22 protein-coding genes are annotated in these 22,407 nt (G+C 38.8%); 14 read left to right on the forward strand and 8 right to left on the reverse strand.

The annotated features are described in order from the left end of the window. Nucleotides 1-22: 22 nt before the first annotated feature. Nucleotides 23-1,576 (reverse strand): AcpB/EbpR/MafR family transcriptional regulator, encoded by a 1,554-nt coding sequence (locus OMU_RS02440; RefSeq protein ID WP_016178373.1) that lies wholly within the window; start codon nt 1,574-1,576, stop codon nt 23-25. 122 nt (nt 1,577-1,698) lie between these two features. On the opposite strand from OMU_RS02440, the gene OMU_RS02445 reads away from it, so the two are divergent. The 6 genes from OMU_RS02445 (at nt 1,699) to OMU_RS02470 (ending at nt 7,295) form a co-directional block, all read left to right on the forward strand. Continuing rightward, the gene (locus OMU_RS02445; protein ID WP_016178374.1) at nt 1,699-3,072 is read left to right on the forward strand and encodes an aminopeptidase P family protein; all 1,374 of its coding nucleotides are present in this window, start codon (nt 1,699-1,701) and stop codon (nt 3,070-3,072) included. A gap of 149 nt (nt 3,073-3,221) precedes the next feature. Next, on the forward strand, nt 3,222-4,055 hold the full coding sequence (locus OMU_RS02450) for a Rossmann-like and DUF2520 domain-containing protein (protein ID WP_016178375.1): 834 nt from the start codon (nt 3,222-3,224) through the stop codon (nt 4,053-4,055). Then, nucleotides 4,052-4,894 carry a 3-methyl-2-oxobutanoate hydroxymethyltransferase gene (gene panB / locus OMU_RS02455; RefSeq protein ID WP_016178376.1) on the forward strand — a complete coding sequence of 281 codons (843 nt, stop codon included), beginning with the start codon at nt 4,052-4,054 and terminating at the stop codon, nt 4,892-4,894. Before OMU_RS02450 ends, panB begins: the two co-directional genes overlap by 4 nt. Then, nucleotides 4,891-5,736, forward strand: coding sequence for a pantoate--beta-alanine ligase (panC, locus tag OMU_RS02460; protein ID WP_016178377.1), 846 nt, complete (start codon nt 4,891-4,893; stop codon nt 5,734-5,736). The genes panB and panC overlap by 4 nt, the downstream gene beginning before the upstream one ends. 196 nt (nt 5,737-5,932) lie before the next feature. Then, entirely contained in the window at nt 5,933-6,826 is an 894-nt protein-coding gene (locus OMU_RS02465) for a helix-turn-helix transcriptional regulator (RefSeq protein ID WP_016178378.1), read from the forward strand. A 52-nt stretch (nt 6,827-6,878) separates the two neighbouring features. Then, a complete protein-coding gene (locus tag OMU_RS02470; RefSeq protein ID WP_016178379.1) occupies nt 6,879-7,295 on the forward strand; it encodes a DUF3788 family protein in 417 nt (138 codons plus the stop codon). A 128-nt stretch (nt 7,296-7,423) separates the two neighbouring features. On the opposite strand, the gene OMU_RS02475 is transcribed toward OMU_RS02470, so the two are convergent. Beyond that, complete coding sequence (locus OMU_RS02475) at nt 7,424-7,867, reverse strand: Lrp/AsnC family transcriptional regulator (RefSeq protein ID WP_016178380.1); 444 nt, start codon at nt 7,865-7,867, stop codon at nt 7,424-7,426. 205 nt (nt 7,868-8,072) lie between these two features. Here OMU_RS02475 and OMU_RS02480 point away from each other — a divergent pair, with 205 nt between their 5' ends. From OMU_RS02480 to ald, 3 genes are read left to right on the forward strand one after another with little or no spacing between them, the layout of a single operon-like run. Beyond that, entirely contained in the window at nt 8,073-9,257 is a 1,185-nt protein-coding gene (locus OMU_RS02480) for an MFS transporter (RefSeq protein WP_016178381.1), read from the forward strand. An 11-nt stretch (nt 9,258-9,268) separates the two neighbouring features. Further along, nucleotides 9,269-10,540: a kynureninase gene (gene kynU, locus OMU_RS02485; RefSeq protein ID WP_016178382.1), complete on the forward strand. Its 1,272-nt coding sequence runs from the start codon at nt 9,269-9,271 to the stop codon at nt 10,538-10,540. A 19-nt stretch (nt 10,541-10,559) separates the two neighbouring features. Next, nucleotides 10,560-11,678, forward strand: a complete 1,119-nt coding sequence (gene ald, locus OMU_RS02490) for an alanine dehydrogenase (RefSeq protein ID WP_016178383.1) — start codon at nt 10,560-10,562, stop codon at nt 11,676-11,678. A gap of 72 nt (nt 11,679-11,750) precedes the next feature. Here the strand turns inward: ald and OMU_RS02495 are convergent, their stop codons facing one another. Further along, nucleotides 11,751-12,689: a helix-turn-helix transcriptional regulator gene (locus OMU_RS02495; RefSeq protein WP_016178384.1), complete on the reverse strand. Its 939-nt coding sequence runs from the start codon at nt 12,687-12,689 to the stop codon at nt 11,751-11,753. A gap of 79 nt (nt 12,690-12,768) precedes the next feature. Here OMU_RS02495 and OMU_RS02500 point away from each other — a divergent pair, with 79 nt between their 5' ends. Further along, nucleotides 12,769-13,386 carry a Type 1 glutamine amidotransferase-like domain-containing protein gene (locus OMU_RS02500; protein WP_016178385.1) on the forward strand — a complete coding sequence of 206 codons (618 nt, stop codon included), beginning with the start codon at nt 12,769-12,771 and terminating at the stop codon, nt 13,384-13,386. A gap of 1,226 nt (nt 13,387-14,612) precedes the next feature. Further along, nucleotides 14,613-15,755, forward strand: a complete 1,143-nt coding sequence (gene xerS, locus OMU_RS02505; protein ID WP_016178386.1) for a tyrosine recombinase XerS — start codon at nt 14,613-14,615, stop codon at nt 15,753-15,755. Between the two features lie 91 nt (nt 15,756-15,846). On the opposite strand, the gene OMU_RS22765 is transcribed toward xerS (OMU_RS02505), so the two are convergent. The 4 genes from OMU_RS22765 to OMU_RS02520 form a co-directional block, all read right to left on the reverse strand. Beyond that, on the reverse strand, nt 15,847-16,026 hold the full coding sequence (locus tag OMU_RS22765) for a type II toxin-antitoxin system RelE family toxin (protein WP_081638465.1): 180 nt from the start codon (nt 16,024-16,026) through the stop codon (nt 15,847-15,849). Between the two features lie 115 nt (nt 16,027-16,141). Beyond that, the gene (locus tag OMU_RS02510; protein WP_016178387.1) at nt 16,142-16,897 is read right to left on the reverse strand and encodes an alpha/beta fold hydrolase; all 756 of its coding nucleotides are present in this window, start codon (nt 16,895-16,897) and stop codon (nt 16,142-16,144) included. A 140-nt stretch (nt 16,898-17,037) separates the two neighbouring features. Continuing rightward, entirely contained in the window at nt 17,038-18,276 is a 1,239-nt protein-coding gene (locus OMU_RS02515) for an MFS transporter (RefSeq protein WP_016178388.1), read from the reverse strand. A gap of 103 nt (nt 18,277-18,379) precedes the next feature. Continuing rightward, nucleotides 18,380-19,024, reverse strand: a complete 645-nt coding sequence (locus OMU_RS02520) for a TetR/AcrR family transcriptional regulator (protein ID WP_016178389.1) — start codon at nt 19,022-19,024, stop codon at nt 18,380-18,382. A 241-nt stretch (nt 19,025-19,265) separates the two neighbouring features. Here OMU_RS02520 and OMU_RS02525 point away from each other — a divergent pair, with 241 nt between their 5' ends. Both OMU_RS02525 and OMU_RS02530 read left to right on the forward strand, forming a co-directional pair. Further along, nucleotides 19,266-19,664 carry a helix-turn-helix domain-containing protein gene (locus OMU_RS02525; RefSeq protein ID WP_016178390.1) on the forward strand — a complete coding sequence of 133 codons (399 nt, stop codon included), beginning with the start codon at nt 19,266-19,268 and terminating at the stop codon, nt 19,662-19,664. Between the two features lie 12 nt (nt 19,665-19,676). Next, a complete protein-coding gene (locus OMU_RS02530; protein WP_016178391.1) occupies nt 19,677-20,003 on the forward strand; it encodes a hypothetical protein in 327 nt (108 codons plus the stop codon). Between the two features lie 25 nt (nt 20,004-20,028). Here the strand turns inward: OMU_RS02530 and OMU_RS02535 are convergent, their stop codons facing one another. Next, a complete protein-coding gene (locus OMU_RS02535; protein ID WP_016178392.1) occupies nt 20,029-21,075 on the reverse strand; it encodes a bifunctional transcriptional activator/DNA repair enzyme AdaA in 1,047 nt (348 codons plus the stop codon). A 205-nt stretch (nt 21,076-21,280) separates the two neighbouring features. Between OMU_RS02535 and xerS (OMU_RS02540) the strand changes: the two genes are divergently transcribed. Beyond that, on the forward strand, nt 21,281-22,390 hold the full coding sequence (gene xerS, locus OMU_RS02540) for a tyrosine recombinase XerS (RefSeq protein WP_016178393.1): 1,110 nt from the start codon (nt 21,281-21,283) through the stop codon (nt 22,388-22,390). Nucleotides 22,391-22,407: the final 17 nt, after the last annotated feature.

The raw sequence follows: 22,407 nt of genomic DNA on the forward strand, positions 1-22,407 counted from the left end.
TCAATAGGAGGTGGCGATTTTTTTATTTGTTCATCAATTGCTGAGAGAAATACAGCTCTTTGGCGGTTTTCGTTTTAATATTGCCGAGAGCTTTCAAATGTTTGCGCGCTTCGCTTTTTTGATGGGCAACAATAAAGTTCAAAAGATTTTCTCGGTCAGAAGCGGAGAAGAAATTGTTAACAATCAAAACATTGTCATTTTCATATCCTTTAATTGGATTATTGCTTAAAACGATATCGTAGGTGGAAAAATCCTCAAAATCGTCTGCTCCAACCGAAATGACCGGCTCATTAAATGTATCAACGATGGTCCAATTACTATAATTAGCCACTAAGAAATCTCGCAGCATTTCTGCATGTTTCCGTCCCAAGTCACTCACTACATGAATAGTTACCTTTCGTCTCAGTTTTTCTAAATGGATTGGCAACTGTGACCATTCTTTCATCATCAAGAAAAAGATATTGTTGATCCGGATATCCGTCCATAATTCAGGTGATTTTTTTTCAATATCCTGTAGATGTATCTTCACAAGTGTCGAGAAGATTGGATAGACTAGTTGGACCTCACGAGCAAATTTTTTATATTTGTCATACAACATAATTTGACGGTAAGGATAGAAATTATATTCTACATACCAGGACATCATTTGCTGCATAATTTTCCGTTTATCCTCTTGATTCAATGGAAAATCGATTCCCTCTGACACGTTTTTTAAAAACGTATCAATTTTACTGTTGATCCGAACAATTTGCTCTGGATTGTCCCAATTGTAAAATTCATGGAAAACGGTTCGACTGACTTCTTTGTACCATTTTGGGGGCAGGGTGAAATCCTTATCCGCCAATAAATGTTCGGCAAAGGGCCGGCTGAAATCTAAAACCTTGTCAATCGTATCATCTTCTTCAGCATAAACATTCTCAGGTAAATAAAAGCCTTGCTGCATTCGATTTAAGGTCACCATAAATAAATAAGCCGCCTCCTGAATCTCTCGATCATCTAGAGAAACGTCAAAATCGGTGGAGGTGCGCATAATAAAACAAGTGGTTTCTTCATGATCCAAGGTAAAAGGCCATTGATTTGCACCATAGGCTTCAGAAAAATATTGCTGATAAAAGAAGCGAACCCAGCGTTCATCAGGTCCAACAATTCGAAAAGGGGAGCGTTCGAGCTGAAGTCCGCGTCGCTTCAAAAAATCCTCTAAAGCGTTGACCATCCGATAAAAGGAAGCCTCACTCATAAACAATTCGTTGATCCAATAATCCGCATCCTGATTTGATTCATACAGCATTTTTTCAACAAATTGAAATTCGTTTGATTCACTATATATCAATCCGTAGACATTCCCCATCTTATTAGAGGTTATATTGTTCAGGCGCACTCCTTGAAATTTCGAGTATTCAATATAGATGTAATCCCCCCAAAATTCATTGATATAATCAATATCTGATAATAATGTTTTCGCTGAACAATCAATTTTGCGTGCCGCCTCTTTGACGTCACACCAAGAAGGTAGCTGATCCAAAAATTCAACGAATTGAATTCGGCGGTATGTAGAGGAGTTAAGTAACTGTTTCATATTGACTCCTTTCAAAAAAAATTATTTATAATTATAAGTTTACCGATTTTCTTAAAAAAAAGCGAGTATTTTCAAACTAATTGTTATGGTATGATTAAAAAAAACGAAGGAGTCAGATAATCGTGATCAAATTAGAAAAAATTAGTCCTCCAAAATTGGACGAAAATATTCAACCAGTACAACTTACTGATGAAACGATGGCGACGCGTAAGGCTGAGCTTTTGAAAAAAATGCAAGAGGAAAATTACGACGCAGTTGTGATCTATGCCGATTTAGAACATGGCGGCAATTTTGAGTATTTCACCGGTTTTGTACCGCGTTTTGAGGAAGCTTTACTAGTGGTTCATCAAAGTGGAGAAGCCTATTTGGTATTAGGAAATGAGAACCTCAATAAAGTTCCCTTTGCTCGAATCAAGGCGAATGCTGTTCACATGCCGCATTTTTCATTACCAAACCAACCTATGGAAACGAAATTGACGGTGCCCGAGATTTTAAAGCAGACGAAGCTTGAACACGCGGATAGAATTGGTCTAATTGGCTGGAAGAACTTTACCAGTCAGCAAGAGGACAATGCCGTGATTTATGACCTTCCATACTTTTTAGTCGAGGGACTTAAACAAGCTGTACCAACCGCGGCCTTTAATAATGCGACCTACCTATTGATTGGCGAAAACGGCTTACGCACTACCAACAACGCCAATGAAATCGCCCATTATGAATTTGGTGCTATGAACGCTGGAAACTGTATCTTAAGTGCGATGGATCAGTTGGAAATTGGAAAAAGCGAGATGGATATTGGTGCCTATTTAAATGACCTTGGACAAAGACCTAGTGTTGTAACCATCATGGCAACTGGGGCTCGTTTTGAAAAAGCCAATCTTTATCCGACAGCTAAGAAAATCCAGCTAGGTGATCGGATTTCTATGACAACTGGCTATAAAGGCGGCCTGCAAAGCCGCGGCGGATATGCCGTTCACTCAAGTGTCGAATTGCCTGAAGGAGAAAAGGATTATTTGGATCGTATCGCAAAACCTTATTTCAATGCCGTTAAGACCTGGCTTGAGACAATCGCCACAGACCTCGAGGGTGCTGTATTATATGATAAAATTGAAGAAGTTTTACCAAAAGCTCAATATGGCTGGCATTTGAATCCGGGACATCTTTGTGCCGATGAAGAATGGTTGGCATCACCTGTCTATCCAGCCTCAAAAGAAAAACTTCAAAGCGGGATGATCCTCCAATTCGACATTATTCCTTCGGTTCCCGGATATTCCGGCGCCAGCTGTGAAGGCGGTGTTGTACTGGCAGATGAAGAATTACGAGCTGCTATTCAAAGAGAATATCCAGAAATGTGGGCACGGATGCAGGAACGACGTAAGTATTTAATAGAAGAAATCGGCATCGTATTAAGTGAAGAAGTCTTGCCAATGAGTAATGCAGCCGTGTACTATCGTCCATTCTTTTTAAATAAGGAATCAGCATTGACGGCGAAGTAAGGGAATTGAAGCAAAAACACTCAAAGAATTTTTTCTTTGGGTGTTTTTTCTGCGTCTCAAAAAAAAGGAATCCTATGTAAAGAAGAAAAATTTCATTTCGATTGTGCTATACTTTTTCTATTAATTTGAATAAAAAAGGAGAAATGCAGATGCGAATTGGCTTTATTGGAGCTGGAAAAGTCGGAACAACTATGGCACGCTACTTCGCTAGTAAAAAGTACACGATTTCAGGGTTTTACAGTCGCAGCTTTAAGCATGCGACTGCTAGTGCTAGTCAAATCAATAGTCAGGCCTTTAATCGTTTAGCAGAATGTATCGAAGCAAGTGATTGGCTATTCTTGACTGTACCGGATGATCAAATCGCTGTGGTATGGCAAGAAGTAGAGCCGCTAATTTCTGAGGGACAATGCGTTTTTCATTGCAGCGGTGCAAAAAGTTCGGCGGTTTTTGTAACAAAGAAAGAGATTGCTTGTTTTTCTCTACATCCGCTGATGGCTTTTGCTGACAAAGAAATACCTGCAAGTCAATTAGCTGAAGTCCCTTTTACTTTGGAGGGCTCAAAGAAGTTAGCCGAAGTTCAACAGCTTTTAACAAATTTAGGAAATCCAATCGCAACCATCGCCCCAGAGGAAAAGATTCGTTATCACGCGGCATGTGTGTTTGTCAGTAATCTAGTCGTAGGCCTGACAGCGACAGCAGAGGAACTACTTTTAGATTGCGGATTATCCAGAGAATTTGCACAAACAGCTTGGCGGCAGTTGTTTTTACAAAATGCACAAAATCTACTAGCCATGAGTCCCAGTGAGGCTTTGACCGGTCCAGTTGAACGAAATGATCTTTCCACTGTCACTGATCACTTGGCCGCCTTGCCTCCAGAAGCAACTGGGATTTATCGCGAGCTGACTAAGAAATTGATTCAAATCGCGACTCTGAAGCATCCAGAGCGCGAGTATCAACCAATGGAAAGGAAGTTAAACCAGTGAAAAATACCGTCTTAACGATGCAGAAGCAAAAAGAGCAGGGTGATAAAATTAGTATGCTGACCGCCTATGATTATTCCACCGCTAAATTGATGGATCAAGCAGGTATCAATTCTCTCTTGGTGGGAGATTCATTAGGAATGGTTATGCTAGGGTATGAAGATACCTTGTCCGTAACGATGGAGGACATGATTCACCATTCTCGTGCAGTAGCCAACGGCGCACAAAATGCGTTGGTAGTAACGGATCTGCCGTTTATGTCTTATCATATATCAATCCCAGATGCCGTAGCGAATGCCGGACGCCTGATCAAAGAAGGTCACGCAGCCGCAGTCAAGCTAGAAGGCGGTGAAGCCTTTAGTGAAACGATTCAAGCCATCACTCGCGCCTCAATTCCAGTAATGGGACACATTGGTTTAACCCCGCAGTCGATTCATGCTTTCGGCGGGTTTAAGGTTCAAGGAAAAACGATTGAAGCCGCACAAAAAATCTTGCAGGATGCCTTAGCAGTAGAAAAGGCAGGTGCGTTCGCCATTGTTTTAGAAGCAATCCCCGCTGACTTGGCGGCACTGATCACCAAGAAATTGACAATTCCTACAATTGGAATTGGTGCGGGTAATCAGACAGATGGGCAAGTATTGGTCTATCAGGATATGTTAGGTATGTACGGCGAGATGCAGCCAAAATTTGTGAAACGCTATGCCGATTTAGGCGCAGAAATGAATTCTGCCATTCAACACTATAAAACAGAAATTCAGCAGGAGCAATTCCCAGCCGCAGAGCATACTTTTAGTATCGCACCGGAAATCATCGCAGCATTGGAGAAAGGAATTAAACATTGAAAACCGTTAAAACGATTGAAGAAGTCAGAAATCAGGTGAAGGCCTGGCGACAGGCGGGACAATCAATTGGATTTGTGCCTACCATGGGTGCACTCCACGAAGGCCATCGCAGTCTGATGGAAAAGGCCAAACAAGACAATGATCATGTCATCGTCAGTATTTTTGTCAACCCCACTCAATTCTCGCCAAATGAAGATTTAGCCAGCTATCCTCGGAAGCTTCAAGCAGATCAAGCATTATGCAGCGCGGCGGGAGTCGCTTTGATCTTTCATCCTGAAGTGGAAGAAATGTATCCGGCTGGATTTAACACCTACGTGGAATCCTTTGGTGTGACCGAAGTATTAGAAGGTGCAAGTCGACCAGCTCATTTTCGTGGAGTTACGACGGTCGTTTTAAAATTAATACAGATCACTCAACCCGATCGCGTATACTTTGGTCAAAAAGATGCGCAGCAAGTTGCTGTTGTCCAACAAATGACTCGTGATTTGAATATTCCCGTTGATATTATCGCCTGTCCAATCATTCGTGAAGCGGATGGTCTAGCCAAAAGCTCTCGGAACAGCTATCTGAATCCAGCAGAGCGCCAAGCAGCTTTAGTATTGAGTCGCGCGTTGAAACTGGCACAAGAGCAGCTTTCAGCAGGCGTACGAAATTCTCAAGCTTTGATTCAAGCAATGACTGCCGAAATTGCATCTGAACCTCTAGCAAAAATTGATTACATTGAGATTGTCAATCAAAAAACATTGCAGAAAGTTGATACAATTGACTCAGCAATACTAGTGCCCATCGCTGTTTACATTGGCAAAACGCGTTTGATCGACAATTTTTATTGGGAAGAATAAAAAAGAAGAGGAGGTTGTGACAGAAATGGGTATTTTTAAGAAATAAGCTGATTCTGGAACACCTTTTTATTCGGAAAAAGGGAGCTGTGACAAGGAGTTTGTCACAGCTCCCTTTGCTCCATCTGTTTTATTAAGAAACAGACTTTCCCTGTTCAACGCCTCATGATATGCTAGTTTGTGAAGGGGAGGGCGGCAAATGATCGAAAGCAGATTGTTACAGATTCTTTTTATTTTAATGGAAAAAGGCTCCGTCACCGCACCAGATTTGGCAGAAATATTTGAAGTGTCCGCTCGAACGATTTATCGCGACATTGATGCGTTGAGTGCTGCCGGCATCCCAGTCTATGCAGTCCGAGGAAAAGGTGGCGGAATCTTTATTCAAGAGAATTATGTCCTAAATAAAGCTGTATTTTCTGATGAAGAACAACAGCAAATTCTGATCGCGCTTCAGAATTTGAATCTCACCGCTGGCTCATTAAGCAGTTCTCTGGTTTCAAAACTCAGCACTCTTTTCAAAAAAGAAACACTTGATTGGTTAGAGATTGACTTCTCTGATTGGACTGGATTACGAAATGAATTATTCGATCAATTACGACAGGCGATTTTTTCAAGAAATGTTATCCAAATAAATTATCTAAGCACTAAGGGACAATTCACCGCTCGTAAATTAGAACCCTTAAAACTAGTCTTTCGTAATAAGGCTTGGTACCTTTATGCTTTTTGCCATCTTAGAGCAGATTATCGGTTATTTAAAATGGCCCGCATGCGAAATGTCGAAATTTTATCTGAATCCTTCGGCCGAGAAACACCCAAAAAAATCTTCTCAGAAAAGCCAACAATACCAGAAAAGCAGGTTGAATTGACGCTGCTGTTCGATTATGCTGCAGCATATCGCGTGCAGGAGGAATTTAAGGATGTTCGTCAAAATAAAGATGACCGTTTGATTGCTGTTGTGACGCTTCCAGATGATGTGACAACAATTAATTACTTATTTTCTTTTGGTGATCAATTAGAAATTCTTGAACCTCCGGCTTTTCGTCAAAAGGTGGCAAGGCATATTGAAAATCTCAGAAAAAAATATAAAACTTGACATCTTATTACAAGTTTTACTTGATAAACTGAGGAAAAAGGAGGCGTTTTAGATGAAACCCATTTTAAAAGACTCATCAGAATTTCCAACTATAGAAAATTTAGCAAAGCATCTTTCCCCAGAGGATCTGAAGCTTTACCAACAGCTTTTAGAAGAACTCCATAAGCAATCCTATCAAGAGGACTGGAACTACTATAAAGATGGGCACAACTGGTTAAGTAAAATACTCTTCAAAAAGAAAAATCTAGGTTGGATCTCAGTATGGGAGACTGGTCTCAAAGTGAGTGTTTTTTTCAGTGAACGTATTTGGCCGCAGCTCGTAGCCAATGAACTCTTCAGCAAACTTGAAGCTAACGGCGCAGAGATTGATAAAACAGGCAAACTAAATGCTGTTTTGATTCCAATTAAAGATGAGACGAGTATAATGATCGCTATAAAAACAGTGAATTTCAAGAAAAATATAAAATAGAAAACGGAAAGAGACAAGAGAGTCGTATTAATGACTATTTTTGTCTCTTTTTTTGCTAATTGCAGAATATCGAAAAGCTCCCCCTATTCATGACGGAATCGCTTATGTCATAAATAGGGAGAACTTTTTTATAAAAGATCAATTAATTTTTTACCAGTAGTTTCTTCCAAAATAATCGATGTTGATACCTTGCCATAAGACATCAGTGCTGCCAATAATTTTTCCACTTCAGCAATGGTCTGAGCGCGTCCTTGCATGATATAGTTCTCTTCTCCCGTAACTGAATCGATCGATAAAGCAGGATTGAGCTGCCGTGCTCTTTTTATGAATTCATTGAAGTGGATCGTTAAATCACTAATTTTTATATAGAAGGGAATACTGAAACCTAATTTACTATAATCAATGTCAATTGTAAAATCCCGCAAAACCCCGATATCGACCATTTTTTCAATTCGTCGTTTGACACTTGGCTCAGACATCATCACAGTTTTTGAAAGATCTTTGATACGTATGCGGCTGTCTGCTGATAAGAGTTTCAAAATCTTTAAGTCAGTATCATCAATCGTATCCACAATCGCTTCCCCCTTTTTAGGTAAAAACAGCACTAATTTATTGAAATAATCATTTTATCAAAAAAATATATTACTATTTGTAGTTTAAACGAAAAAAAAGAGGAAATAAACTTTTTTTTATCATATTCAACGTGAAAAGCTTTTCGCTATAATAAGCACAAGGTTTGAAAGCGCTTTTAAACCCATAACTGGAAGGAGGAAACAAGTGAATAAATGGATGAAATTTTTCTTGCTTTATGCCGGAGGGACATTGATTGGAATGTCACAATTGAAGATAGCGCCTGTCATTACTCCTTTGTCTCAATACCTTCATACTTCGTTGACACAAATGTCTTTGTTGACCTCGGTTTTTACGATTTCAGGTATCTTTATAGCGATTCCAGGTGGAGCACTTGTTACTAAAATTGGTGCAAAGAATTTGTTATTGGTGATCATTGGATTGTTAGCTGTAGGAAATTTTTTAGGGACAATCGCTGGTTCATTTTCTTTACTTTTAGTAACTCGAATAATTGAAGGGGTCTCATTTTCGACGATTGTAATGACAGCTGTGGTCTTAATCAGCTATTGGTTTAAGGATAGCTCTCATTCTGGAACAGCGATTGGTATTTTTACGACTTTTCCAGCTTTGGCATCGTTAATCTCAATGAATTTGTTTTTACCCTTGTCTGAAAGATTTGGGCACTTTGCAAGTTGGTATTTAATTGGCGGCTTGTCCTTGATTATGTGGATTCTATATTTCTTATTTTTGGATGCTCCAGTAGAGGATATCTCAACAATAGAAGCAAGGGAGGACTCACCGTTTAAGGCGGTGATAAAGAACAAGACGGTATGGATACTAGGAATTTTGCAAGGATGTATGTCTTTTGTTTTATATGCCTATATTGCATTATATCCAGTTTTATTTAGTGATTATTACCACCTTTCTCAAACAACAGCTAACTTTTACTCAGGATTATTTGGGTTGTTTGGGATTCCTTTTGGGATTGTGGCAGGTTTTTTACTGGATCGAGTAAAAAAATCAGGTGTCGTGATTTTGGCAGCCTTTACAACAATGATGTTGTCCTGTTTAGCCGCACCATTTTTAGAAGGAATAAGTGGATTAATAATAGCACAAGTCTTTTTCCTATCGGCAGCCGCAATGTTAGCTTCCTCTTCAATTACCATTTTAGTTCCTCGAGCTGCTGGAAAAGAACGCTTGATTGGCTATTCTATGAGTTTAGTCAATTTATTTTATTACACAGCAATCGTGATCGGAGCACCAATTATTTCTAAAATAATTGAGAACTTTTCTTGGAAAGCTGGATTATTGATTCTGACAGGCATCGCAGCTCTCGGTGTTGCTGGTTCAATTATTTATTTATTATCAACAAAAGAAACGCTTAAAAATTAGGAGGAAACAAAATGAATACAACGTTTCAAACAGGTTTAGCATATGCAAAAGAATTAGATACAAAAGATGAGCTCCACCAATATCGTGAAGATTTTTTTATTCAACCAGGAGAAATCTATATGGATGGAAACTCTTTAGGTATGGCTTCTAAAGCTGCCGTTACAAGTATTGAAAAGATGATTGAGCGCTGGAAAAAAGAAGGTGTTCAAGCTTGGAATGATTTATATATTTATGGCGAAAAAATCTCTGCTTTAATGGCACCATTGATTAATGCGAAACCGCAAGAAATCACCGTGACTGGTAGTACAACTTCTAATATTCATTCAGCATTGGCAACCTTTTATCATCCTACGAAAGATCGTTATAAAATTTTGGTCGATGATTTAAATTTCCCGACAGATCGTTATGCTGTTGATAGTATGGTCGAAATAAAAGGGTATTCAATTGAAGAAGCTGTTAAGGTTATTCAAAGTGCTGATGGTGAATTTATTGACGAAGATGCGGTAATTGAGGCAATGACAGATGATGTTTCCGTGATTTTATTGCCAACTGTTTTATATCGAAGTGCACAGATTATTGATATGAAGCGTTTGACAGAAGAAGCTCATAAACGTGGAATTATTATTGGCTTTGACTTATGTCACGCGATTGGCGCAATTGAAATTGATTTTAAAGAAATTCAACCAGATTTTGCTGTGTGGTGCACGTACAAGTATTTAAACGGAGGACTCGGGTCGACTGCCGGCTTGTATATCAATCAAAAGCATTTTGATAAAAAGCCGGGATTAGCGGGGTGGTTTGGCAATCGTAACGATACCCAATTTCAACTAAAGCATCAATTTGACCCACAACCTGATGCAAGTGGTTGGCAAATTGGTTCACCGGCAATTTTTTCAATGGCAGGTTTGGAAGGTTCTTTACAAATTTTCAATCAGCTAGGAATGAAGAAAATTAGAGCTAATTCTTTGAATAAAACTGCTTATCTAATGTTTTTAATCGATAAAGAGTTAGCTGATTACGGGTATTCATATGGGAATAGTACGGATGATAAAGTGCGTGGTGGGCATGTTTGTCTGCAACATGAAGAAGCTTATCGAATTGCGGCTGCCTTGAGAAATAATGGTGTTGTCCCAGATTTTCGTGAACCTAATGTGATTCGTCTAGCTCCAATTGCTTTATATACCTCTTATGAAGAAATCAATCTAGTTGTTCAAACATTGAAAAAAATTGTTGCTGAAAAGATCTATGAAGAGTACAGCAATACTCGTTCTTCTGTAGTATAAAAAAGAAGGAGGATAATTCATGATAATAGGTATTCCAAAAGAAATTAAAAACAATGAAAATCGAGTTGCTTTACCGCCATCTGGCGTATTTGGTTTAACAAATCTTGGACACAAAGTTTTGGTCGAAACAAAAGCGGGGCTAGGTTCTGCTATTACGGATAAAGAGTATGAAGAAGCTGGCGCTACAATCGTACCAGATGCGATGAGTGCTTGGGCTGCAGAAATGGTTTTGAAAGTTAAGGAGCCCTTGGCTGAAGAATACCGCTATTTTCGAAAAGACTTATTGTTATTTACTTATCTGCATTTAGCCGCAAATAAGTCGTTAACTAAAGCGTTATTGAAAGCAGGAGTACACTCAATTGCTTATGAGAATGTTCAGCCAGCCGATAACTCATTGCCATTACTTGCACCGATGAGTGAAATTGCTGGTCGTATGGCCGCACAAATAGGCGCAAATTTTTTGGAACGCGTTAACGGCGGACGCGGTGTATTACTTTCAGGTGTTCCAGGTGTTGCACGTGGGAATGTTGTTGTTATTGGTGGGGGAGTCGTTGGTATGAATGCTGCGAAAATCGCAGCTGGCCTTGGGGCAAATGTAACGATTATGGACGTAAGTGTTCCTCGTTTGAAGCAATTAGATCTAATTTTTGATGGAAATATCCAAACCTTAATGTCTAATAGCTACAATATTCAAGAAGTATTGAAAACAGCTGATTTAGTTATAGGTGCTGTTTTGATTCCTGGTCATAGAGCACCTACGCTAGTTTCAAAAGAAATGGTTTCAGGTATGCCATTTCATTCGGTGATTGTGGATGTAGCGATTGATCAAGGTGGTATTTTCGAAACAACGAATAAAGTAACAACCCATGACAATCCTACTTATATCAAAGAAAATGTAGTCCATTATGCTGTTGCAAACATGCCTGGTGCCGTTCCGCAAACCGCGACTTATGCATTGTCAAATGCAACAATGGAATACGTCAATTTATTGGCAAACAATGATTTGATAAGCTTACTAAAAGATAATTTGGCATTACGACGCGGCTTGAATACCTATAATGGCAAGTTGACAATTGAAGCAGTGGCAATTGATTTAGATTTACCTTATTTCCCTGTGATTACAGCATTAGAAGCTTAATCAAAATAATGCTTGGAAGAAGTATTTTAATGTAACTGGAAATCAAAGTGATTTAAAAGCAGGTATCAAAGTCTATTCTTTGTACCTGCTTAATAGTTTTTCGATCAACATCATATATTCTTGTCTTAGTATTTTTGGTTCAAGTATTTCCACATGCTCGCCAAAACCAAGAAAATAATTGGTCAAAAAGGGTAGTTCGTTATTATTAAACTCTCCAAGAATAAAGCTATCGTTATCTGTGACTGTGAGTCTCATATTTGGAAACTTATTTTTTAAGAAATGTTCTTTTCCTTTATCAGATAGACGTACTTTAAAAGGAATGTTTCGATATTCCTTTTGTTGTGTGGCTATAATTTTAGCTATTTCTCCTTCAGAGAGAGGGCGTGGATAATCCAATTCTATTTCAATATCTTCTATGTAATCACAACGATAAGTTCTCATCTCTTTTTTTTCAATGTCTATGGCAATACAATACCAATAACCATCCATTAAAGTTAAGCGAATAGGCAAAATTCGTTTAACTTTTCGTGTATAACGAGTGTATAGAATTTTGATGGGTTCATTTTTCAAAATAGTGCTAAATAAATCTTCAAGATTTTTAGTGGGCTCAATTTGATAAATTCCCGCATATTGTACCGAATCAGTTGCTTGTGCTATTTTTTCTTGTTTTTCGACGCTAAATGTATTTAATAATTTTTGCTGAATCGTAGAATAATTACTACCAAATGGCGAGCCAGATAACAAGTTTAAAAGTTGAAGAGAAAAAAACACACTAAAAATTTCTTTTTCCGTAAAATAAATTGGAGGTAATAATGAGGAGGGGAGAACTTTATACCCGCCATATCTTCCATTTTCAACATAAAATGGCACTCCTAATTGTTCTAACTCTGCTAGATCTCTTATTGCAGTACTTCTAGAAATCTGAAATTCCCGCATTAGATCAGTCAGATTAAATTCTTTATGGCTATTCACGAAAAAAAGTTCCCGTTGGATTCGTTCAGATTTATTCATAACATTGCCTCCATAGGTATCATAAAGTGACACCATTAGAATATATAATGAGTTTATCATGTTGTAAAGGAGTCTATCTATGAAAAAATTGTTTTTGTCATCGTCATTTAGTGAGGTTTCAGATGAATTATTACTACTAGAAAAAGATGTATATGGAAAAAGAGTTACTTTTATTCCCACAGCAAGTAATGTTGAAAAAATCAAATCTTATGTGACAGCTGGAAGAAAAGCCTTAGAGAAAATGGGGGCAATTGTAGATGTAGTAGACGTTTCTGTTGAGCCTCAAATCATTATTGAGCAAAAGATAAAGGAAAATGATTTTATTTATGTTACAGGGGGAAATAGTTTCTACTTAATGCAAGAACTAAAAAAATCCGGAGCAGATGCGATTATTAAAGAAGAAATAGAAAATGGCAAGCTTTATATTGGAGAATCTGCCGGTGCCATTATCTTGTCGAATTCTATTCACTATATCGAAAAAATGGATACACCGGATAAAGGGCTCGACTTAAACTCTTATAATGGACTAGGTATTGTAGAATTTTATTCTTTGCCTCATTATAATGAACCACCATTCAAAACTATTACTAAAGATATCAAAGAGAACTTTGCCAATAATTTGCTTCTTTGCTGTATAAATAATAAGCAAGCGATCTTAGTAAAAGGGACAAAAAGAAAAATAGTTACGAAAATATAAATACAATTTTGTAGTAGGAATCATTTTGACGTTGTAACGTTCTTTTATTTCTTCGTAAAAAATAAAAATGTCGAACAATAATTCGTTATGGTGAAAGATACTTTATTCTTGATGGTATATTCTGATAAAAATGATAAACTGGCTCATGGTGTACTAGCCAGTTTATTTTTTATACTAACTATGACTATGGTACTGAAAGTTCCGACTATGAATAGTTTTTTATGAATGAGAGAGAATAGGTTTTTTATGGTTTGAGAATAATGTTAGTTTTTCTCAAACCATAAAAGAAGTAATAAAATAGAGCTCAATAAACCGGATATCTGGTTAAACCAAACTTAGCTGATTTTTTTTAATGTATTATCAAAATCGTTTTTCAGATTTCTATTTGAAGTAAATGCTGATAAGTTGAAGGAAGATTTTATTTGGATGTCATTGTCGATGAATTACAAGTAAGACTCAAGTGAATGATCAAAAACGAGCTGATTAAATGAGTTGTATGATCTGGTGTCTGCAAAATGATCATGATCGTCAGATGTCGAATGTGAGCAATTTTGAGATAAAAAGGTTGATAATGGTCCGCAATTGATCCTCAGAATCCTTTTTAAACGATAATGAATAGTCTAAGACACAATTAGTATGTTACGCATCTCAGTTATTAATAACTAATCGATTGCTGAAGATGCTGCAGGACAAGAAATCATGTTTTCGTAACAATATCTATTTTCCCGAAAGCATGATTTTTAAACTGTTAGAAATGGTAAAAAGCCATGTTTTCAGCGACTCAATTAATTTATTCAAGCAATTCAATTTGCAGCAAATTTATGGTTCAGACAGAAATATATCTCTATTTTTCCTGAAGTGCTATTGCATGCAAAGTTTGCTGATAGATCAATGATTGTCGAGCTTTTAACGATAATAACATCCCAATAACCAATAAATTAAATTGCATGAATGAATAATGATTTCGGTTTAATTTTTTCTTTTTTAGTATGTACTTCTCTTTCAACTTATTATAATATATCGTTATTTAAACACAGTTATAACAATCGTTATGTTTTATAGAAAGAACCATTTTTCAGTAATTCAACTATTTCATCATTCGTTCTCCCCTTTCTATTTTAGTGATATTTATGTTATTTAATAGTTGACAAATTGGTATATACCTATTATCATATAGTTAGAGAGTTCCCCTCTCCTATCAAAAAAAGAAAGGACTGAAAAATAAAATGAGTCGTGAATTACTACAGGAACGCTACGAAAAAGAATTCGAAAAATTACCGGATTTCATTCAAAAATATTTATTGTATTTGGAAGCAATCCCCCGTTCAACGAATACCTTGTACGAATACTCTAAAGAATATCGAAGATTCCTCTCCTGGCTTTCTTCTGAACAAATTATTCAGGTGGATGATATTTCAGAGATTCAATTAGAAGATTTTGAAAGACTGAATAAAGATAAAATCGTTTTATATAAGTCCTTTTTAAATCAATCACCGAAACGAACCTTTGAAGGAAAAGCTGAGAATGACATCTCTCAATCTCCTTTGAGTGAAAGAAATACACATCGCCTTAAAGTGACTGTTCAACGCAGCATCACTGCTCTTCGTTCCCTTTTCAAATACCTATCGAATGAGGAAATCGAAGAATTTGACGAGCAGCTGGGTGATTATGTGATTCGCCCGATGTTAAGACGAAATATTATGGTCAATATAGAAAATGGCGGTGTGGACGCTTCTGATGCGGTACGCAAAGATAAAATCGAAAAAATGCTCTACTTGGACTCGGACGCGATCGATTTTGTGGAATTTGTCTATGCTGGTTACGGCAATCAACTGACCTCGCGTCAAGCCAAAACAGCTTATGAAAAAAATCGTATTAGAGATACCGCAATTCTCGCCTTATTCCTAGGATCGGGCATTCGTCTATCTGAATTAGTCAACACAAATGTCAGTGATCTCAACTACGAAGGTCTGTATGTTCAGGTTCAACGCAAAGGTGACACGCTGGATCATGCGATGATCTCCCCGATTTTTATTGACTACATTCAAGAATATGTTGATCAACGAAAGACACTCTATAATGCCGATGACTCAGTACCAGCCCTTTTTTTAACCAAACATAAAAATGTTGCCAAACGAATGGAAGGCGGCTCAATCGAAAAGATGATCGACAAATACTCCACAGCCTTTGGCAAACGCACCACTCCCCATAAGCTGCGGCACAGTGTCGGCACGATGGCCTTTCGCAAGACAAAAAATTTGAAAACCGTCAGTGAGATACTAGGCCAACGCGGTACGTCTGCCACAGAAATCTATACTCATATCGTCAAAAAAGAGAAACGATCAGTGATTGATGATCTTTGGACATAAAAACAAAACGAGTTCAATCGAAAAACAGATTGAACTCGTTTTGTTTATTTTTTTGTGGGTTACAGTCGATGCGAAATTAAAGTTTTTCCTTTTAAAATTGGTAAACATCGTCGCTATGACCCACTTTTAAAATCAAAATAGTCACCGTTTCTTCATTGATATCTGAAATCAGACGATAGTTTCCAATTCGATACCGCCAATAAAACTGGGCTTTGGCGGTCAATCCTTTACCATGAATTCTGGGAGTTGATAAAGCCGTGCTTTCGCTGATTTGATCAAACGTAACATTTTTTGAAAGCTCCCTTTTTCCTCTCCACCTTTCTAAACTATCAAAAAGCGATCAACCTAGTCCTATTCCAGCAAGTTGACCGCTTTTTTGATACTTTTTAGCTATATTCATAAATGAATTGATTAATGGTTTCTGCTACTTCTTCGCAGCAGCTTTCGATCGCAGGATGACCGGGCTTGTCGAACAATTTGAACTGACCGTGGACGACTTCGCCAACAATGGCTTGATATTCTTGTTCAATATTTGGACGAATAGCTTTGTCTTTTTTAGCGGCTGTTAGCAGCAGCGGCGCCTGCAGAATTTGCAAGGAATCGAAGAACAGCTCTCTTCTGGAGATGATCAAACGCCACATGGAATCTGTATCCCGCTCAACCACGTCCTTCCAATCCTCCCCAATACACCAATGGTAGAACTGTGATGCTTCAGGGTCCGCCATCGTTGAAGAGCGTTCTGCTAGTAATTCTTCATCAAAATCATCAGGAAGCGTACGCCCGTGAAAGCTGTCAGCAGTAACGGTAGCGATCAGATCTGGTCTTAAAAATGCTGCATTGATGGCTACCCAAGCGCCACCGCTAGTTCCCACTAGATTTGCGTCGCTAATATTTAAGTGCTCTAACAAGGCGATCGTTTGGCGAGCTTCATCTTTCCAAAGCTCGGTAGGAAATTTATCCAGCCGATCAGATTGACCATAGCCTAAAAAATCGATCAAGATTACTTGGAAATCTTTATAAAGGGGCAACATGGGTTTAAATAACTTGGATGACGAGGTATTTCCATGCAAAAAGACGAGTGGTTTTCCTTCTCCGATTGTTTCGTAGAAGATTTTTTTTCCTTTATAGCTAAAGAAACTCACTACAATCCCTCCTTAAAAGTTCATACGTTTGTTTTTAGTATAACAAGAAAAGCCAATAACAGCGGTTATCGGCCTAAAGAAAAATATTATGAAATATAAAATAAATGGGTTGGACTTTTTATAAAATATATGTTTTGAAACTATACTTCATTGCTTACACGCATCTGCTTAAAAATTCTGATCGAGAAAATAGCAATCAAAATGGTCACAATAGAAGTGGCAATGATTAGTACTAGCAGCATTTTTGTCGACGCTGCTGCCGCAAAGCTGCCATACATCACCTGGCCTAAAGGAATCGCCAGGGTGGTCACGATCATCACTAATGACATGATCCGACCAAGCAAAGCTTTGTCAGAAACTAACTGGATATAAACAATCAATTGAACCGAAACGACTGTAACTACACCCATTGCTGAGGCCACGATGACTGTCATCAGCCAAAATGCCAACGTTGAATTCTGAATCAGGCCAAACGGGATGACTAATAAACTAAATAAAATCGCCACGAGAATCAAATTTTTGGTAATACTGGTTTCATTCAAGCGATTCGCGATCACACCGTAAACGACTGTTCCCAAAAGACTGCCGATTGCTAGAATCGTATTCATTAACCCGAATTGTGCGTCGGTCGCACCTAATTGAATACGGGAAACATACGGAATGATCACCTGAATAAAGGAAGCGAGAAAAAAGTTTAACAAAAATGCTACTGCTGCAACTTTGACAATGACTTTTTGCGCCTTCAGATAGTTCGCTACTTCCTTCAAATCACCGACAACCACCTGGAAAAGCGTCCCATTCATTGCAGCTTGTGCTTGAACCGGAATGTTTAACAATACTTCGCAGAAAATCGCAATTAAAAATAAGGCTGCTGTGATCATAAAAATTTGATAAACGGCGTCAAATCGATAAATGATTCCCGCAAGGATCGGGCCTAAAACCGTTCCTAATGTACCGATGGAGCTGATGATCCCGTTTGCTCGTGGAATCTCCTCTTCCTTACAAATTATGGGAATCGCTGATTGAACCACGGGTGTTTCAAAAGCCGAGACCATTCCAATGATCACTGTCAAGATTCCGATCGCCGTTACTGGATTTTCCAAACGTGTGACTAGAAACAGGCCAATCGATAAAACAAGGTACAGACAATCCATCAGTAACATCAAATTTCTTTTCGGCAAGCGATCAGCCAGCACGCCGCAGAAAGGCAGACAAATCAATCGCCCTACGATCGATAACGACGCAATCACGCTAAAGGTCAACGCGGATTTTGTAATATCCAGCACATACAATGAAATCACAAATTGAACAATCGTTGTTCCTAAAACGGAGAATAATTGACTCCCGATTAACAAATTAAAATTTTTATTTCTTTTCATAATAACCATCCTTCTTTCTTCACTCTTGTGCGACAAGCTCAAAAACAACTAATATCGATTAACATACCTACCGTTGGTATCTATAACTTTAAAAAAAAATAGCTTATTCTTCGCTATCTTTTTTTAAATAGGCAAACATCTTATTCGCTTCTGTCATGATCTCCTCATTGAAGATCGGAATACCGACACCATCGAATAGCTTCTTAGTAAATAGTACCTTTCGCTTCAGCTGTTCCTCAGTAAAAACAGTCAAGTGCAACCCGATCCACGTATTTAGGTTCATCATCAACACATCCGCGACCTCTTCAGGAAACTCTGTTTCAATCGAGCCATCCGCGATCCCCTCTTCAACGATTTTTTTGATTTCGGGAATTACTTCGTTAAACATGCTGATTATTTGCTCTCCGATAAAACGCGGACTGCGCAGGGTAACTGCCGCTGAATAATTTAACTTCATCCGAGAATAATCAGTAAACGCATCTAGAATTGCGCTTTGCAATTTTTCTAATCCGTTATTTCCTGGATGCTTTCGCAAACTTTCTTCGGGTGTTTCCGCAGGTTCGATAATCGTTTCAAAAATCTCAAACTTTGATTTGAAATGCTGGTAAATCGCACCCTTCGTCATGCCATCTAAACCATTGACAATATCTTGGATCGACGTATTATCATAACCCTTTTCAAGAAATAATTGTTTCGAAACAGCTAGAATCTTGCGCCTTGTTTCTTCTGGATTTTTTCCTCTCGCCATGGCTTCACTCCTTACATACCATTGGTATCTATCTAAAATATAGAGCTTCACTGGCTAATTGTCAACAGTTTTTGATAAAAAGATTTTGATATAATTTCATTTGCGATATTTATAGTTCTATATCTTTAAGAGAAATCCCTTAACTATCGAACGTAAAAGCTTTTTTACCTGATTTTTCTCGCGAGGATTCGCTTTTTGTTTTATGCTAGAGATAAGATAAATGGTGATTGAGGGATGAAAAATGGATGTCGGACAACGGTTAAAAATACGTAGAAAAGAATTGGGATTCACACAGGATTATGTGGCAGCTGAGTTAGGAATTACCCGCCAAACAATGTCGAATTGGGAAAATGGTCGAAGCTACCCTGATATCGAGCGAATTATTCGTTTATCAGAGCTTTACAATCTTTCCCTCGATGAATTATTGAAGGGAGATCGAGAAATGGTCAAGCATTTACAGGAGAATACCGTGGTCAACCACTTCTTGAAGATTTTTATTGTTCTACTTTTAGTGAATGGACTACTGATGCTGCTTCTCTTAGCAAATCCATTAATGAATGAAGTATTTCTTTGGCTGATTTTCGCTCTGGTTGGTGCCAACAGCTTGTCGCTTTTTTATCTGATTATAAAAAAAATTTAGGAGGGACAAATTATGAACCAAACAGCGCTCATGATTCTTTTAATGGTTTTACTTTTGGTAGGGGCCTGCTGCCTATTTTATTATATCTTTTCGTTGATCATGCTAGATGCCAAAAGCCGCGGCATCAAAAATCCAAAATTTTGGTCATTGATCGCTACCGGCGGACAAAACGGTGGCGGCCTGCTGCTTTATCTTTTTGCTCGTCGAAAAACCACTAGCTTAATGAAGCCGGCTGAAGTGGAGAAATTTCTTCAACTCAAACGGAAAATCTATTGTTTGCTGGCAGTGCTGTTTGTGCTTTTTCTAGCATTCGCCGCGATAATTTTCCGCTTGAACTAAAAAAAGAACCGATCAGGGCTCTTTTTTAGCGATACTTCATTTCTAATGCCAACAAATACTGCTTGCGTTCTAATCCGCCCGCATAGCCGGTCAGATTTCCGTTGTGTCCGATCACTCGATGACAGGGAATGACGATGGCGATCTTATTCGAGCCGTTTGCTCTTCCCACTGCACGAACTTTTCGTTTATCTCCTAAACGCTCCGCAATTTCCTGATAGCTGACCGTTTCGCCACTTGGAATCGTCATCAAACTATTCCAGACCTCTTTTTGAAAAGGGGACCCGTCAAGAAACAGCGGCAACTCAAACTCTGTGCGTTCGCCTTTGAAATATTCGTTCAATTGTTGCTCCACACGCTGATTGATGGCGGTTTGACCATAAATGATCCGAAAGTTGTATTTGTCACGCAGCGCTTCGATCTCACGCTCTAGTCCACGCCGATCTTCAAATTCCAATAAATAGAGCGCGTCGTCATCGGTTAGGCACAGCATTCGACCGATGGGGGTGGAAATAAATGAGGCGTTTAACGTACGTGCAGCGACTTTTTTCGCGGGATTTCCCATAATTTTCGTAAAGGCATCATTGAATCCGCTGGCTGATTCATATCCAGACTCCAGCTGCTGATCGATTACCTTGCTGCCTTGACTGATTTCCTTAAAAGCCAAACCCATCCGGCGGGCCCGAGCATATTGGACAAAAGTCATGTTATAGACCTCTTTGAATTTTCTGCGAGCTGTGACGGAGTTCAGTCCAAGCGCTGAAAAATCCGCCTCCTTCCAGCGTTTTTCCGGCTGCTCTTCCACTGCATTCACCAAAAGCTGAACTTCTTCCGGAATTGCCTGCGGAAATGACAAGGGCTGACAAATTTTGCAGGGCCGGTAGCCTGCCAGCAGCGCTTCTTCTGCTGTTGGATAAAACTCGCAGTTCTCCATTTTCGGTTTGCGTGCTCGACAGGTTGGATGACAAAAGATCCCCGTCGTTTTTATTCCTGCAAAAAAGATGCCATCGTAGCTGCGGTCTCTCTCTTTTAAAGCGTGATAATACTCTGCTTGTTTTTTCTTTGAAGTAATCATCTCGGATTCCCCCTTTGTTACCAATAGTATAAACCTTCTAACATGGACTTTCTTCCGAAAAATGAACAACTATTTTCTATTTATTAAATAACCGTCTAAGATAATAACATTTTGTTTCAATGACAGTTGGACGTTATAAAATAACTGTTGTTTGACACTACTTGCGCGCTGTCTTATACTTTTAGTTACAAAGGAGTTGGCAGCGATGAATCAACAAGAAGCCAATCGACGGATGGAGGAAGAAATCCAATATTTCCCCTGGTTCGTCCAAAATTATTTTCGTAAAAAAAGCGGTGATCAATACTCTTCCATCACCTTATATGAATACGCCAAAGAATATCGACGCTTTTTGAATTGGCTGATCCAAGAAGGCTTTTCTTCGGCCGAGAAACTCTCAGAAATTACACTGGAGGAGTTTGCGGCATTATGGCCGGAGGATTTGGAGTTCTACAAAGCCCACTTGGTCAAAGCGCCGAAGATTTTAAAAGAATCGACTAAGAAACGTTTAGAAGAAAGCGAACAAGCCCTTCCCTTGCGGCAAAATGTCACCGTTCAACGTGGCGTAACCGCCCTGCGCTCCCTCTTCAGCTATTTGAATGAGGCGATCGATCGTAAAACTGGCAAGCCTTATCTTGAACATAATATGATGGGAAAAGTCGCAAATGTCAAGGATAATAAGACCATGGCCGAGCGCGGTGCCGCGATTGAGAAGAAGCTTTTCTTAGATGATGAAGCCCTAGACTTTCTCGATTTTGTCGAACATCGCTACATCGAAACGTTGGAAAGTCGCCAGGCAATTACAGCCTTTAAGAAAAACCAAGTCCGTGATCTCGCCATTATTGGACTTTTTCTAGGAACCGGCATGCGGCTGGCTGAACTGGTCAATATGAATGTTCAGGATCTTGATTTGAATGCCGGAGAAGCTCGCGTCTATCGAAAAGGCGGAAAATGGGATATGGTGGTCATCTCTTCGATTGCGATCGAATATCTAACGAATTATCTTAACCAAAGACAACAGCTGTATCAACCAGATGAAAACGAATCCGCCCTCTTTTTAACTCGTTATCGCGGCAAAGCCAAACGCATCGCCGGCGGTGCAGTCGAAGCAATGGTGGGAAAATATTCCGAAGCCTTCAAAATCAAAATCTCACCTCATAAGCTGCGTCACTCTGTCGCCACACAGCTCTACAGTAAAACCAATTCCTTGGTACAAGTCGCTGAGCAGCTGGGACAATCGGGGACGTCTGCTACGACGGTTTATACTCATATCGCTGGGAAGAAAAAACGCGATGCTATGAATGATTTGTGGACTTGAAACAATAAAGTTAAAAA

The sequence above is a fragment of the Enterococcus avium ATCC 14025 genome, assembly GCF_000406965.1.
Classification (GTDB): Bacteria; Bacillota; Bacilli; order Lactobacillales; family Enterococcaceae; genus Enterococcus_A; species Enterococcus_A avium.

What these genes read in the sequence shown, in the direction of transcription:
- OMU_RS02440 (WP_016178373.1), bottom strand. Translation starts at nt 1,576, where the DNA reads ATGAAACAGTTACTTAACTCCTCTACATACCGCCGAATTCAATTCGTT.
- OMU_RS02450 (WP_016178375.1), top strand. Translation starts at nt 3,222, where the DNA reads ATGCGAATTGGCTTTATTGGAGCTGGAAAAGTCGGAACAACTATGGCA.
- OMU_RS02465 (WP_016178378.1), top strand. Translation starts at nt 5,933, where the DNA reads ATGATCGAAAGCAGATTGTTACAGATTCTTTTTATTTTAATGGAAAAA.
- OMU_RS02470 (WP_016178379.1), top strand. Translation starts at nt 6,879, where the DNA reads ATGAAACCCATTTTAAAAGACTCATCAGAATTTCCAACTATAGAAAAT.
- kynU (WP_016178382.1), top strand. Translation starts at nt 9,269, where the DNA reads ATGAATACAACGTTTCAAACAGGTTTAGCATATGCAAAAGAATTAGAT.
- ald (WP_016178383.1), top strand. Translation starts at nt 10,560, where the DNA reads ATGATAATAGGTATTCCAAAAGAAATTAAAAACAATGAAAATCGAGTT.
- OMU_RS02495 (WP_016178384.1), bottom strand. Translation starts at nt 12,689, where the DNA reads ATGAATAAATCTGAACGAATCCAACGGGAACTTTTTTTCGTGAATAGC.
- OMU_RS02500 (WP_016178385.1), top strand. Translation starts at nt 12,769, where the DNA reads ATGAAAAAATTGTTTTTGTCATCGTCATTTAGTGAGGTTTCAGATGAA.
- xerS (WP_016178386.1), top strand. Translation starts at nt 14,613, where the DNA reads ATGAGTCGTGAATTACTACAGGAACGCTACGAAAAAGAATTCGAAAAA.
- OMU_RS02515 (WP_016178388.1), bottom strand. Translation starts at nt 18,276, where the DNA reads ATGAAAAGAAATAAAAATTTTAATTTGTTAATCGGGAGTCAATTATTC.
- OMU_RS02520 (WP_016178389.1), bottom strand. Translation starts at nt 19,024, where the DNA reads ATGGCGAGAGGAAAAAATCCAGAAGAAACAAGGCGCAAGATTCTAGCT.
- OMU_RS02525 (WP_016178390.1), top strand. Translation starts at nt 19,266, where the DNA reads ATGGATGTCGGACAACGGTTAAAAATACGTAGAAAAGAATTGGGATTC.
- OMU_RS02530 (WP_016178391.1), top strand. Translation starts at nt 19,677, where the DNA reads ATGAACCAAACAGCGCTCATGATTCTTTTAATGGTTTTACTTTTGGTA.
- OMU_RS02535 (WP_016178392.1), bottom strand. Translation starts at nt 21,075, where the DNA reads ATGATTACTTCAAAGAAAAAACAAGCAGAGTATTATCACGCTTTAAAA.
- xerS (WP_016178393.1), top strand. Translation starts at nt 21,281, where the DNA reads ATGAATCAACAAGAAGCCAATCGACGGATGGAGGAAGAAATCCAATAT.